This window comes from Pedobacter sp. HMWF019, assembly GCF_003061025.1.
Classification (GTDB): Bacteria; Bacteroidota; Bacteroidia; order Sphingobacteriales; family Sphingobacteriaceae; genus Pedobacter.
The window spans coordinates 1-13763 of record NZ_QAIL01000408.1 but is presented as its reverse complement, the minus strand read 5'-3'; the positions used below and the strand labels follow the sequence as shown (position 1 = coordinate 13763).

General features: G+C 39.4%; 11 protein-coding genes. 7 read left to right on the top strand and 4 right to left on the bottom strand.

The features are described 5' to 3' along the window. Together DBR11_RS22040 and DBR11_RS22035 are read right to left on the bottom strand one after the other, a co-directional pair. Nucleotides 1-1457: glycosyltransferase family 39 protein (locus tag DBR11_RS22040; protein ID WP_146186628.1), on the bottom strand; the 1457-nt coding region annotated here is incomplete at its 3' end. 95 nt (nucleotides 1458-1552) lie between these two features. Next, nucleotides 1553-3958, bottom strand: coding sequence for a TonB-dependent receptor domain-containing protein (locus tag DBR11_RS22035; protein WP_108554770.1), 2406 nt, complete (start codon nucleotides 3956-3958; stop codon nucleotides 1553-1555). A gap of 98 nt (nucleotides 3959-4056) precedes the next feature. Here DBR11_RS22035 and DBR11_RS22030 point away from each other — a divergent pair, with 98 nt between their 5' ends. The 5 genes from DBR11_RS22030 to DBR11_RS22010 all read left to right on the top strand — a co-directional run bounded on the left by DBR11_RS22030 (nucleotide 4057) and on the right by DBR11_RS22010 (nucleotide 10904). Further along, nucleotides 4057-4845, top strand: coding sequence for a phosphatase PAP2 family protein (locus DBR11_RS22030; protein ID WP_108554769.1), 789 nt, complete (start codon nucleotides 4057-4059; stop codon nucleotides 4843-4845). 75 nt (nucleotides 4846-4920) lie between these two features. Continuing rightward, nucleotides 4921-5697 (top strand): phosphatase PAP2 family protein, encoded by a 777-nt coding sequence (locus DBR11_RS22025; protein ID WP_108554768.1) that lies wholly within the window; start codon nucleotides 4921-4923, stop codon nucleotides 5695-5697. Further along, a complete protein-coding gene (locus DBR11_RS22020) occupies nucleotides 5684-6940 on the top strand; it encodes a TolC family protein (RefSeq protein WP_108554767.1) in 1257 nt (418 codons plus the stop codon). Before DBR11_RS22025 ends, DBR11_RS22020 begins: the two co-directional genes overlap by 14 nt. Before the next feature lie 17 nt (nucleotides 6941-6957). Next, nucleotides 6958-7872, top strand: a complete 915-nt coding sequence (locus DBR11_RS22015; protein WP_108554771.1) for an HlyD family efflux transporter periplasmic adaptor subunit — start codon at nucleotides 6958-6960, stop codon at nucleotides 7870-7872. 2 nt (nucleotides 7873-7874) lie between these two features. Continuing rightward, nucleotides 7875-10904, top strand: coding sequence for an efflux RND transporter permease subunit (locus DBR11_RS22010; protein ID WP_108554766.1), 3030 nt, complete (start codon nucleotides 7875-7877; stop codon nucleotides 10902-10904). Here DBR11_RS22010 and DBR11_RS22005 read toward each other — a convergent pair. Together DBR11_RS22005 and DBR11_RS22000 are read right to left on the bottom strand one after the other, a co-directional pair. Then, a complete protein-coding gene (locus DBR11_RS22005) occupies nucleotides 10901-11743 on the bottom strand; it encodes a sterol desaturase family protein (RefSeq protein ID WP_108554765.1) in 843 nt (280 codons plus the stop codon). The genes DBR11_RS22010 and DBR11_RS22005 overlap by 4 nt on opposite strands. A 47-nt stretch (nucleotides 11744-11790) precedes the next feature. After that, a complete protein-coding gene (locus DBR11_RS22000) occupies nucleotides 11791-12798 on the bottom strand; it encodes a YncE family protein (protein ID WP_146186627.1) in 1008 nt (335 codons plus the stop codon). A gap of 198 nt (nucleotides 12799-12996) precedes the next feature. On the opposite strand from DBR11_RS22000, the gene DBR11_RS21995 reads away from it, so the two are divergent. Both DBR11_RS21995 and DBR11_RS21990 read left to right on the top strand, forming a co-directional pair. Next, a complete protein-coding gene (locus DBR11_RS21995) occupies nucleotides 12997-13176 on the top strand; it encodes a histone H1 (protein WP_108554763.1) in 180 nt (59 codons plus the stop codon). Between the two features lie 202 nt (nucleotides 13177-13378). Further along, the coding region (locus DBR11_RS21990) for an acyl-CoA thioesterase (protein ID WP_108554762.1) at nucleotides 13379-13763 on the top strand (385 nt) is incomplete at its 3' end.

Below are 13763 nucleotides of genomic sequence, written 5' to 3'. Positions count from 1 at the left end.
CTTTTAATGGGTATTTCAATAGGCTTGCTTATGGATTTAAAATAGGCTCCATAGAGCTGTTCTGGAGAGAACGCGAGGGTAGATGGTGTTATGTAATAGCAATTTTCTCCAGTTTGGAGCAGTTTTCTTTTGTAGTTTAGCCAGGCAAATTTATGAATATTGTTTATCGATCCGGCTGCAAGCAGATCGGTGTTCAGTGGTTCGGCGATATAGAATTCCAGATGAGCGGCAGGAAACCATTTTTCGGAAAGTACCGGACTTGACGCCTGCATCAGATGGCTTCTGAGATCTGCCGTTCTTATATACTTAAACTGATCTCTGAGCTGATCCCATCCGTACATGTCCAGTGCCGGATCTCCTTCTCCAAGGTTTTCCTTTGATTTAGAGCCCATTGTGCCAGGAAAACAGTTAATGTATATCCATGCAGATATAATGGTTACTACAGTTAATGTAAGGCTGACTTTTACTAAAAGCGGTATTTGCGGGCCAGGTTGACGCTGTGCAAGATAGATCGACGTCAAAATGATTAGAGCAATAAATGCCGGGCCTGTCCAGTGTGGAAGTGTTGGGTTAAAGCTGGAAATGATCCAAATGGTAGCTAGTAATGGAAATGCAAGCAGGAGTAGTAGATATTTTAATTTTGAATGTATCTGAAACTGTCCTCTGAACAAGGCTGTTAAGGCAATTAAATAAAGCAGATAATTTAATGGACTATTATACAGAATTTCCCCGAGTAATTCCCTCAGCAGATCAAGTGGTTTAAAGGTCCCGCCAGTGGAACTGACTCGTGCTTCATGAAAAGTATAAGTAATAAAATGATTTTGGATGTTCCACAGAAGGATAGGAGATGTGATAAGAAAAAATATCAGAATAGATAAGTACAATTGCCATCTGGCCAACCATTCTCTGTTGAAGAACAGAATATAGGCTCCGGCAGCAACCCAAAGAAAAACGCCGTGTACCTTACACATTGTAGCTAGCCCTATGCTTAGCCCAAGCAAGAGCATTTTGTTGTGTTTTTCAGGCTGTATAATAAAAACCTCCATCATCAAATAAACTGAAATAAGCCAAAAGAACAGCTGCGGTGAATCAGGCAGGATAAGTAAGCCAGCAATAATGCTGCAATAAAAAGAAGAAGTATACAATAAAGCGGCGTACCACCCAGCAGTTTCACTGTGCAATCTGCTCAGCATCCTATAGAGAATTAAAGTACAAAATGCACTTGAAAATAAAGCCCCCAGCCTGACAAAGAGTTCTTCCCTAAAATGGAGGTTCAGGGTAAACAACCGAATCATCAAACCAACCAGGGGTGGATGGTCAAAATGATTCCAATCTGGTTGTAAAGCATAGGTCCAATAATATACCTCATCGTTACCAAGTGCAGTTGTAGCTGCAATGACAATCCGAAGGAGACTGCTGATTGCGATTAGCCAGAGTACTTTGTTTTTTAGGGTCATTGATCATTTTCCGACAGGGCGCAATTTTAAACAATCTTCCACTGATGACATCTCCTTGTCTGTTATGAAAATATTAAGGAATTGCGGCTTTAGGACTATTGAACAGAATTATCAAATTGAAGGTCTTTTCTCTTTTTTACCACTCCGAAATTATAGCTAAGGCCAAGATAACTGATCCGAGAGTTGTTTTTGGTGAGCATATGCTGGGTCAATAACGGACTTTCCAATTGGGCTTCCTGCCTGATGGAACGAAATATATCTGAAACTGTTATATAAACAGATGCTTTTTTATGTAAGATATCCTGCCTTACGCCACAATTCATAACAAAGCTTGGGAGGTATTTTCCCTGAGGAGTTAATCTTGCTGATTTATATATGGAATTGACTTGTAGTGAGGTTCCTTTGGTAATCGCATAAGTAGCATTCAGATTTGCAGACCATGTAATTGTTGATTTTTTTGAACTGTAACCAAGGTTAGAAGCGTCGATAGTACTGTAAAATACATTTGGGGTGAAGCTTAGATTTAATTGCTCACCTACAGAGCCTGATACCACCACATCTGCACCAATAGCCTGGTCACTAGCCAGATTTTGCTGTCTGGTGACCAGAACTGAATCATTCAGGGGTTCGGTAATTGCTGTAAAACGATTGTACGTATACCGATAATAGATTCCAGGAAGTACACTAATACCACCTTTTCTCCATTGGTAAGCGAGTTCAACGGAATGAATAATTTCAGGGAGCAAGTAGGGATTACCAACTTTTACATTTGTTGGGTCCGGATATTCGGGAAAAGGATTCAGGTCATCGGCTTCGGGTCTGCGAACCCTTCTGCTGTAATTAAGTTGTAACTCCTTGTTTTCTTCAAGCATGTAACCAAGGTGGAGACTTGGGTACAGCTTAAAATAACTGTTAGGCACGGAAATGCCAGTTGTAATGAGTCTGGAATCCAGGTTGGAGTATTCCCCCCTTAAGCCCAGCATCAGGCTGATTTTTTTATACGCTGTAGAGAATGTGCTGTATAATGCCTGCACGTTTTCGTTATAGATAAAATGATTTGTCTTGGTTAAATCTGTAACAAACATTTGTTTCTTCTGATCAAAAGCTGCACCATAAAAATCCATATCCTGTTTGTTGAACTGGCCAGCATAGCCAGCTTCAAATTTTCCTTCTTTTCCTACCTGAGCTTCATAGCCAAGATTAACGTGCCTGTTATCTGTAGTTTGCTTGATCAGGGTATTGTCCAGTTCGTCTGGGATTAATGGAAGCCGGTAAGTATTTGTATAATGGTTGTCTTCTATTTCTGGTTTATGATCAAGATTCAGTTCCAAACGTAATTTTTGTTCAGGCTTGTTAAAGAGATGTTCAAAATAGGCCGCAGTACCAGATGAAGATTCACGTTCGTGATTTTCTCTCTTTCGGTCATAATCCTGGTTCCCATTTGCAGCACTTTCCACTTTCTTGTTGACGAGATCATGTTTGTTCATATTTCTCAAATAGTAGTTTACAGAAACACCGAAACTGTTTTTTTCATCTAATGTATAATCAAAGCCAAGTGTGGCAAGATTAGAAAAAGGACGCGCGCGTGCAAGGGTGTAATCATGGTAGTCATTTACAGATCCATTCTTTGGATCGGTTTGTATGCGGTCGTTCTGAATGGTTCTTACCCTGTCATCTTGTTTAAGACTGTAGCTTCCAAATATATTTAGTCTTCCTGTATTATAATTCAGTGCGGTGCTGGCATTGTAGCGGTCCCTGTTCCCTGCATTTACTGTCGCATTCCCATTGAGCCCTCTTTTTGTATTTTTCTTTAATACAATATTGATTATTCCTCCTGCGCCATCGGGCTTGTATTTTGCTGAAGGGTTGGTAATCACCTCAATTCTCTCAATACTGTTTGCAGGCAATTGCTGAAGTGCTGCTGCGGCGTTACTTCCAGACATCAGGGGTGAGACCTTGCCATTGATCAAAATCATAGCAGAGGAGTTCCTTAGATTTACATTACCATCAATATCTACTTGTACCAGTGGTACATTTTGAAGCACGTCGCTGGCTGAACCAGATTTAGCAGTCAGATCCATGTCTACATGGTAGACTTTTCTATCTATTGTATTGGTAAACAGGGCTTTTTTTGCGCTTATTTCCACTTCGTTTAACTGCTTACCCGTGCCACTCATTTGCAAATTCAGATCTGCGGCAGGATGGTTGATATCCAGAATGAATACATTTGACTTTGTATCGCTGTAACCAATATAGGTACATAGAATATAATAAGTGCCAAAAGGGATATTGTCTAAAATAAACTTACCCTTTTTATCGGTCACTTCATGTTTAGTTACTTTGTTGTCTTTTTGGTTCTTTAAAATGATATTAACAAACTCCAAGGGTTGTTTGGAAGGAAGATCTGTTATACTTCCTGTAACTCTTGCGTCGTTTTGAGCTTTGGCTAAATAGGGGCAAATTAATATAAATGAAAGAAGACAGGTAAAGAAAATTCGCATCAGTTTTTTTCTGCATAAATAAGATTGAATTCTGTAGTTATTTTGAAGATTGGTCAAAAATTGCTTACCTTGAGAGTTTATACAGCATCTATTCGTCAATGTCTAAAAACTATTTTACCTTCCTTGCCACTTTAATTCTGTTTTTCAATTTTTCGCAGCGGGGTCTTACACAAGTGAAAGATTCTGTAGTAATTGATAGTATTTCATCAAAAAAACCTGTGATTCAGGTGACCAACAGGAAGAGCTTTAAAAGCTTTCTTCCGGGGATTGCAGCAGCAGGTTATGGTCTGATCGCATTAACAGGCGGCCCGCTTAAAAACTTTGATCATTACATTGCTGAGAAAAGAAATGAACGCAGGCCAAATTTTAATACCTATGCGGATGATTATTTAAGGTACGTTCCGTTTGTGGCTTTATATGGATTGGAGGCCCTGGGTGTTAAAGGCAAACACCGTATTGCCGATAAGACCGGTTTGATGCTTCTTTCTGGTGTTCTGGTTATGGGGTCGGTGAGCATAGTGAAAAAAGCAACAGATAAAGAACGACCAGATCATTCTGATTTTGTTTCTTTCCCATCAGGTCATGCCGCAATTGCATTTGCGGGCGCAGAACTGATCAATCAAGAGTATGGTGATATCTCTCCCTGGTATAGTGTAGCTGGTTATACTGTGGCTTCGGCGACAGCTGTTTTAAGAGTATATAATAATGCACACTGGTTTAGTGATGTTGTGGCGGGGGCAGGCATAGGGATTTTATCAACTAAAGTAGCTTACCTGGTTTATCCACCATTGAAACGATTATTGACAGGGCAAAAGAATCTCCGTCTTAGCGCAGCGCCATTTTACCAGAACCACGCTGCGGGTCTCTCCATAGCGGGGAAATTTTAAGTCCAATAAGGTAACTACAGAATTTCTTCATAATTCGAATCTAGCTTAGAGGAGAATTTAAGCACCACTAGGGCTATGAAGATATTTAAATTACTATGGCTGTTTTGTTTACCTGGTCTATGTTATGCGCAGCAAAAAGATTCACTGGATACGAGCGCAGTTAAACAGCATTCTCTGATCAGTTCAGGAATTGATTATAAACCGAAAGTGACCTCATTTATTATACCAGCAGTGTTTATTGGCTATGGATTGGTGTCTTTAACTAATTTCCAGCCAGTAAAGCAATTGGATAAAAGTACGAAAGATGAGTTGCAGGAGGACCACCCTTTATTTGCAGCACATGCGGATAATTACTTGCAATTTGCACCTGCTGTGGCTGTATATGCGTTAAATCTTGCCGGGATTAAAGGAAAACATACTTTAATCGATGCAACAGGTTTATATGTGTTATCTGAGGCGATTATGGGGGGGACTGTAACCAGTTTGAAGAAAATTACCCGTCGTCAACGGCCGGATGAGTCTGCGTACGATTCTTTTCCCTCTGGGCATACTGCAAATGCCTTTGCTGCAGCCGAATTTTTAAATCAGGAGTATAAAGATGTATCTCCATGGATTGGTTATGCTGGGTATACCGTTGCTACAGCTACGGGTGTATTGAGGCTCTATAATAATAGGCATTGGGTAAGCGATGTAGTAGCCGGTGCAGGATTTGGAATACTCTCTACGAAAGTCGCTTATTATGTTTATCCTAAACTGAAAAGACTTATCTTAGGTAAAAATGCTTTAAGTTACAATGTGATGCCTTCTTATCAGCAACATAGTTTTGGATTGTCATTCAATGGAACATTTTAAAAAAACGCTTTTAATTCTCTTGTTTCCGATTTTGTTGATCAATATTGGAGAGGCACAGGTTCATCCGGTAGCGCAGGATTTAGAATTCTTTGTTGGCCAGGCGATCAAATTTAGTCCATTGGCTAAGGATTATAACAATCAACTGCTGATGAACAAAATTGATAGTATGCGTTTGAAAGCCGGATACCTTCCTCAATTAACAGCTAGCTCTACGGGTTTATATGCCCCGGTTATTAAAGGCTATGGTTATGATGAAGCCCTAACAAATTCTCATACACTGGATGCTTTGCTCACTATGAATTATGGTATTGTTGGGAATGGGATAAAACAAAACCAACAAAAAACGATTCGTTTGCAGGCTGATTCTATTCGCTATGCCAGCAAACTCTCTGAACTTGATCTCCGAAAAGCAATTACCGATCAATACATTACAGCTTACGCCAGCCAGTTACAGGTTGAGTTTAATCTGGATATCGTTCGCTTACTGAAAACAGAAGAATCCTTACTTAAAGAATTGACCAGATCCAATGCGTATAAGCAGACCGAATATCTGACATTTCTGGTTACTTATCAGCAACAACAACTGCAATTGAAACAGGCAGAATTGCAGTACAAAGTGGATGTTGCCTCATTAAATTATCTTTCTGGGATTAACGATACTACGACAGTTGTTTTAAAAGAGCCCATTTTTAACCCTGTGAAACCTTTATCGCAGGAAGGTTTTTTTCTTAGACGGTTTGAAATTGACAGTCTAAAAACAGTTAATGACAGAAAAGCGGTAGACAATTCGTATAAACCAAAAGCGGGCGTATATGTAAATGGGGGGTATAATTCGTCCTTTCTTTTACAACCGTATCGAAATTTTGGAACGAGCGCGGGTTTTACGATTTCCATACCTATATACGATGGACACCAAAGAAAAATGCAATATAGCAAACTTGATCTCCAGGCTCAGACCAGTTCCTATTATAGAAACTATTTCCTTAATCAGCATAAACAACAGTTAGATATGCTCCAACAGCAAATCCGGGAAACAGATTCGATGTTTAAACAAATCGAAGCGCAAATTAAATTTACCAGAAGCCTTATAGAAGTTGACAGTAAACTCCTTCGGACGGGAGATGTGAAAATTGCAGATTTTGTGATTGCTATTAATAATTATATGAGCTCACAAAATCTATTGCGACAAACTAATATAAATCGTTTAAAACTCATTAATCAGCTGAATTACTGGAACAGATAAAGCATAAAGTCATGATCATGAAGAATTTATTGCCAATGTTATTGTTTTCGGGGTTGTTCTTAACTGCCTGTAATCAAAATAAAGAAGCCGCTTCAGAACCTGCAGCCCCGGTTATACCGGTACAAGTAGCTTATGTAGAAACCAAACCACTTTCAGATTTTATTGAATTGAATGCAGTAAGTTCCTATTTGCAAAAAAGTTATGTTAAAGCAAATATCAATGGCTATGTACAATTTTCCAATGCACAGCCAGGAAAAGAGGTGAGTGGACATACCATCTTGTTTACCTTGATTACCAAAGAAGCAAAAGCAATTGGGAATGCTGTAAATCAGTTAGATCCCGGTTTTAAATTTTCTGGAATTTCAAAAATACGTGCCGAGCAGAGCGGCTTTATAACACAGGTAAATCATCAACAGGGAGACTATGTTCAGGATGGCGAAGCTTTAGCTGCGATTAGCAACCGGAATAGTCTCGTGTTCCTGCTTGATCTTCCATACGAATTGCGTTCAGTTGTTGATCAAAACAAGAATATAGAACTTATTTTACCCGATGGTGAAAAATTGAAAGGGACATTAGGTGGGGCAATGCCATCTGTAGATTCTGCTGCACAAACACAGCGAATTATTATTAGGGTAAAGCCACCGCATACCATCCCAGAAGGTCTCATTGCTAAAGTAAGAATAACCAAGACAGCAAAATCAAATGCACAAACGCTTCCAAAATCAGCCGTCCTGGCTAACGAAACAGAAGATGAATTTTGGGTGATGAAGCTTATTAATGATTCAACAGCGGTTAAGGTTCCGGTAAAAAAAGGTATGGAGAATTCGCAGTCGATTGAAATCATTGATCCTATATTTAATTCAAAGGACCGGATCATCACTACAGGGAATTATGGAATAGCAGATACGGCAAAAGTTAAAGTCGATAAGTAGTTATGAAGAACTTTTTTATTTCACACAAAAATCCTTTGCTGGTTGTACTCATCCTTATTCTTGCAGGAGGGCTGTTCTCTTATACCCAGCTGAAGACTTCTTTATTTCCAGAAATTACTTTTCCGAAAATCAAGATCATCGCGGATGCAGAACTCCAGCCGGTAGATAAAATGGTGGTTACGGTGACACGTCCATTGGAAAATGCAGTCAAACAGATACCTGATCTTAAGCTGATCCGCAGTGTAACAAGCAGAGGAAGTTGCGAGATTTCTGCTTATATGAATGGCGGTGCCGATATAGATTTAAGTCAGCAGCGAATTGAATCACAGATTCAAAAAATCAGCAATAGCCTGCCTGCAGGCGTAAATGTATCTGTAGAAAAGATGAATCCTTCGATATTACCGGTAAGTGGTTATAGTCTGGAAAGTCATACAAAATCTCCAATTGAATTGAAGCAATTGGCCACTTATACAGTTAAGCCCTTTCTTTCACAGGTTAGTGGTGTATCTGAGATCCGCGTTATCGGAGGAAAAACGAAGGAATACTGGCTTGAACTTGATCATCAAAAAATGGCGGCACTGGGCATTTCACCAGATCAGATCAACAACGCTTTGTCTCAAACCAACTTTATAAAATCCAATGGTTATCTTTCCGATTATAACTATTTGTATCTTTCTATAACTGATGCAACAGTTAAAACCAAGTCAGACCTCGAAAACTTAACGCTGACTAAAAATGGAAACCGGATTGTCAGAGTTAAGGATGTCGCAAATGTGAATATTCAGGAGGGGGTGGAATACACCAGGATCAACGCTAATGGAAAAGATGGAATTTTAATTGCGGTAATTAAACAGCCCAACGCAAATCTTGTGGACTTGTCAGATCAGATGGATCAAAAGATCAGTCAGTTAAAGAAAATTCTTCCTTCCGGGGTATTTATTAAGCCTTATTATGTACAGGCCGATTTTGTCAATGAATCAGTTAAGAGTGTACGGGATAGCTTACTTATAGGTCTGGCGCTAGCGATTGTAGTGGCTATTATCTTTTTAAGATCGTTAAAAGCGAGTTCAACCATCCTTATTACCATCCCTGTAACGCTTTGTCTAAGCATTATCGTTTTGTATTTTATTGGTTATTCCTTAAATATTATGACATTAGGTGCTATTGCGGCAGCAATAGGTTTGATCATAGATGATGCCATAGTTGTGGTAGAACAGATTCACCGGACTCACGAAGAGCATCCCGAAGAGCCAACAGTTACACTACTGAAGAAAGCTGTAGATTACTTGTTTCCGGCAATGCTGGGCTCATCCGTAAATACGATTGTTATTTTTATACCATTTGTTTTGATGACAGGCGTGGCCGGATCTTATTTCCAGGTGATGACCAATACCATGATCATTACACTAGTTTGCTCTTTTTTTGTAACCTGGATTGGTTTGCCTGTAATTTACTTGTTTCTAACGAGGAACAGTCAGCTCAACACTGTAGAAAAGCCGGAAGATGCCCATCAGGTAAAAAGCCAGAAATGGATTGGGTATTTCATTCACAGGCCATACATCAGTTTGATCATGATTGTAGTACTTGTGGCTTCTATTGTACTGGTTTTTCCACATCTGGAAACTGGATTTCTTCCTGAAATGGATGAGGGTAGTATTGTACTTGACTATAGTACCCCTCCGGGAACTTCACTTGCCGAAACAGACCGGACGCTAAGGGAAGTGGAGAAACAACTCGTTAAAATTCCAGAAGTAGAAGCATATTCCAGAAGAACCGGTACACAGATGGGCTTTTTCATCACTGAACCCAATACCGGCGATTACCTGATCCAGTTAAAGAAGAACAGAAGTAAAACAACGGAGGAAGTTATTGCAGAGATCAGGGCAAAAATCGAAACCACTCAGCCTGCGCTCAAAGTAGATTTTGGTCAGGTGATAGGAGATATGCTTGGAGATCTGATGAGTTCTACGCAACCAATAGAAGTTAAAATATTTGGTAGCGACCAGGAAAAACTTCAGATTATGGCTAAGAAAGTTGCTGATGTTGTCCATCAGGTAAATGGTACGGCAGACGTATTTAACGGAATTGTTTTGTCAGGGCCCACTTTAAATATTCAGCCAGACTTCAGCATGCTTGCCCAGTATGGAGTTAGTCCGGCCAGTTTTCAGTTTCAGGTTCAAACTGCGCTGCAGGGCAATATTATCGGGCAACTTTATGATAAACAACAACTTTCTCCTATACGGATGATCTACCCAGGAAGCAGAAATTTTGGTACAGCAGATTTGGCGCGGTTAAAGATCTTTCTTCCAGGAGGCGCAGTGATCCCAATCCAAAATATGGCTAAGGTGGAATTGAAAACAGGTTCAGCAGAGATTGATCGTGAGAATCTCCAGTCTATAGGCGTGGTTACTGCCAGGTTGGACAGCCGTGATTTGGGTAGCGTAATGAAGGATATCCAGTCGGAAGTGGGGGCTAAGATTGCTTTACCTTCAGGATACCATATTGAGTACGGTGGGGCTTATGCCGACCAGCAACAATCTTTTAAGGAACTGTTGACGATCTTAATTGCATCTAGTTTACTGGTTTTTAGTGTGATCTTATTTCTCTTTAAAGATTTTCGGGTTGCATTTATCATTTTGACGATCTCGGTATTGGGAATTTCGGGAAGTTATCTCGCTTTGTTTTTAACACATACCCCTTTAAATGTAGGTAGCTATACAGGTTTAATTATGATCGTAGGGATTATTGGGGAAAATGCAATCTTCACTTTTCTGCAGTTTAAAGAGTCTCTGCATGAAAAAGACATGGATGAAGCCATTACCTATGCAATTTCTACACGTTTAAGACCGAAGCTGATGACAGCCCTTGGGGCAATTATTGCTCTTTTTCCATTGGCATTAGGTATAGGAGCGGGAGCCCAGCTTCATCAACCACTGGCTATAGCTGTAATTGGTGGTTTTTTAATTGCGCTCCCACTGTTATTGATTGTATTGCCTAGTCTGATCTGTAAATTTTACAAGCTCAGCAATTAAAGGGGCAAGTTTGCTTTTGGTTTGAGGTATTCTTCGTTAAAAGGTGTTTTAACCAGATATACAAATTTATCAGAATGTTTTGCGTCAAAAATGTCCAGGCCATAGTTGATCGCACTATGATCCATTTCTTTATAGGTGCCAAAAATACGATCCCAAATACTAAATACGTCGCCATAATTGCAATCTGTGTAGGGCATGCTGTCATGATGATGAACATGGTGAAGGTTCGGGGTAATCAATAACCACCCAAGAACTCTGTCTATTTTTTCAGGAAGCTGTAAATGTGTATGTGCAATAATGTTAGAAAAAGTCTGGACGGTTTGCCTTAGTACCAGCAAGCCAAGAGAAGCACCTGAAAGAAAAACCCACAGGCCTAAGAAACATACCCTGATAAAAGTTTCTCCAGGATGTTCCCGGATGGTTGTAGATACATCGAGTTGGGTATCGGTATGGTGTATCAGGTGGAATTTCCAAAGTCTGTTTACCTTATGCATGGTTACGTGATAGGCGTATTCAAAAAAGTCAAGCAGGAAAAACCCAATCACATATTTAACCCAAAAACTTTCCGGATGAGGAAGTAAAAATAACAGGCCCCAGTGATGACTGACAACCCAGTCTGAAATAACCAGTACCCCGAGGGTGATGGCCAGTTGAATAGGAAGGGCTGTGAAAATGAAAAGAAAATTAATAGAAGAATGGTTTAATTTCTTTTTCCATGGGTTCGCAGAAATGAATACCTCTGCAAACCATAAAATTGAAATTAAACCAGCAAACAGGCTTACCTGGATCAATGTTAAATGCTCCTGAAAAATGGAGGCAATAGAATTAAAAAAGTTCATGTTTTGTTGATCTAACCGAAATAGTCGGTTAATATAAAGATATTTTATTATTTCCCAATTTCGAGTATCCGAAATGTTTGCGGAACCCGTTGGGGGCGTTTTCCTACAGTGGCGACTGCTGAAAAATCTGCTGTTGGCATAAAGATATGATGGCTTCTGGGGTCTATCGCCAATGTTCGGGCGCCAGGCGCCGTTTTAATGTTTTCAATGACTTCAAATCTGGAAGCGGAGAATTCTTTAACTACGGTCATTGTTCCATCTCCATTAGAGCTGTAAGCCAACTGAACAGCAGGGTCAAAGGCAACTCCATCAGAACCGTCGCCTATAGGCAGCATTGCAATTTCTTTTCCGGTTTTGGCATTTAATACCACCATTATTTTATTGCTGCAAACCGTAAATAAACGGCTGTTCATTCTGTCTATTGCAAGACCGCTTGGTTCTTCTCCTTTTGAAAGTTTATAGTGGTGTTTGATTTTAAAGGTTTTGGCATCAAAAGCTACTATTTCATTTTTATCTTCCAGATTTACAAAAATAGTGCCTTTACCATCAGATACACCGGCTTCGGGTTTTCCGCCTAAATCTACTGTCGCGATCACTTTATCGTTCACCGGATTGATAATACTGGCATTTGCGCTGCGGCCATTAAATACAATAATATTTTTAGAAAAATCATCATAGAATATAGCATCCGGGTTTTGTCCAACTGGAATTTGTTTGAGCACTTTATAGTTACTCAAATCAATGACAGTACAAGTTGCCAGTTTCCCGTTACTGATGTAACCCTTGTCAAACGGAGTTGCAAATGTTATTCCATGCACTCCGGTTGTATTTGGAACAAAGCTAACAGAATCGCCTGTAAGTGTATTCAATATATTTACTTGTGTGGCATGAGAAACGTAAATGCGCTGGTGTACAGGGTCAATACTAATGTAGTCCCATCCACCGTCACTATTGATCTTGTGTTGTTTTAGCAGATGCAGGCCGGTTTTAGTTTGTGAACTGGCCAGAGTACATAAGCTCATTAAACAGGCAGTTAATGCAGTTATCCTTTTCATGTAAATTGATTTTAACTTAAATAACCGAAATAAGTCTGTAGGAATTCTGTAGCTTCTTTTATAGGTGATGGTAGAAATTGAGGTGTAAAAAATGAAAATATAGCCTCAATGATACAATAATAAGCATATTTGGAGGGAGAGGTTGTATGTTTTTTTGTTAAAAAGTATATATTTGGCAAATAAATTAAAAATCAAAACATGGAAAAATTCACAAACGTTAAAGAACTGATCTCTTCAATTGAGGCAGATGTAGAGAAATTTTACAATGCAGGAAATGGCGCTGCAGGTACAAGAGTACGTAAAGCGATGCAAGATTTAAAAGTACTTGCTCAAGAGATCCGTACTGAAGTAACTGAGAAAAAAAACACTGCTAAATAGTTTAAATTTAGCTATATAAAAGAGGTGTCAGCATAAACTGGCACCTCTTTTTGTTTGGTAGCACTCTATATTATTTATGAACTAAAATGACCTATGTTGAATGCTTGTAGAGGCAGAAAAGCAGATAACAGTCATGAAATTGAAATAGCTGCATAATAAGGTCATATTATTTATCTTTGGCCGCAAATAAAGCGCGTTAAAAATGACAATAGAAGAGAAGATCAAAGCATCAGAAACCAGAATCTTTAAAGCTGTATTTCCCAATACAACAAACCACTACGATACCCTTTTTGGAGGTACGGCCATGCATATGATGGATGAGGTAGCCTTTATTACAGCTACCCGTTTCAGCCGTCAGATCATGGTTACAGTAAGTAGTGATAGAATTGATTTCAAGCAACCTATACCAGCCGGAACAATTGTAGAACTGATTGGAGTGGTTAGCCATATTGGAAATACCAGTTTAAAAGTGAAGGTCGATATTTACGTGGAACAGATGTATTCTGAACTAAGAGAAAAAGCAGTGACTGGAGAATTCTCTTTTGTGGCCATCGATGAAAACAAGAAGCCGGTATCTATTATAAAAT

What these genes read in the sequence shown, in the direction of transcription:
- DBR11_RS22010 (WP_108554766.1), top strand. Translation starts at nt 7,875, where the DNA reads ATGAAGAACTTTTTTATTTCACACAAAAATCCTTTGCTGGTTGTACTC.
- DBR11_RS22000 (WP_146186627.1), bottom strand. Translation starts at nt 12,798, where the DNA reads ATGAAAAGGATAACTGCATTAACTGCCTGTTTAATGAGCTTATGTACT.
- DBR11_RS22030 (WP_108554769.1), top strand. Translation starts at nt 4,057, where the DNA reads ATGTCTAAAAACTATTTTACCTTCCTTGCCACTTTAATTCTGTTTTTC.
- DBR11_RS22035 (WP_108554770.1), bottom strand. Translation starts at nt 3,958, where the DNA reads ATGCGAATTTTCTTTACCTGTCTTCTTTCATTTATATTAATTTGCCCC.
- DBR11_RS22025 (WP_108554768.1), top strand. Translation starts at nt 4,921, where the DNA reads ATGAAGATATTTAAATTACTATGGCTGTTTTGTTTACCTGGTCTATGT.
- DBR11_RS22020 (WP_108554767.1), top strand. Translation starts at nt 5,684, where the DNA reads ATGGAACATTTTAAAAAAACGCTTTTAATTCTCTTGTTTCCGATTTTG.
- DBR11_RS22005 (WP_108554765.1), bottom strand. Translation starts at nt 11,743, where the DNA reads ATGAACTTTTTTAATTCTATTGCCTCCATTTTTCAGGAGCATTTAACA.
- DBR11_RS21995 (WP_108554763.1), top strand. Translation starts at nt 12,997, where the DNA reads ATGGAAAAATTCACAAACGTTAAAGAACTGATCTCTTCAATTGAGGCA.
- DBR11_RS22015 (WP_108554771.1), top strand. Translation starts at nt 6,958, where the DNA reads ATGAAGAATTTATTGCCAATGTTATTGTTTTCGGGGTTGTTCTTAACT.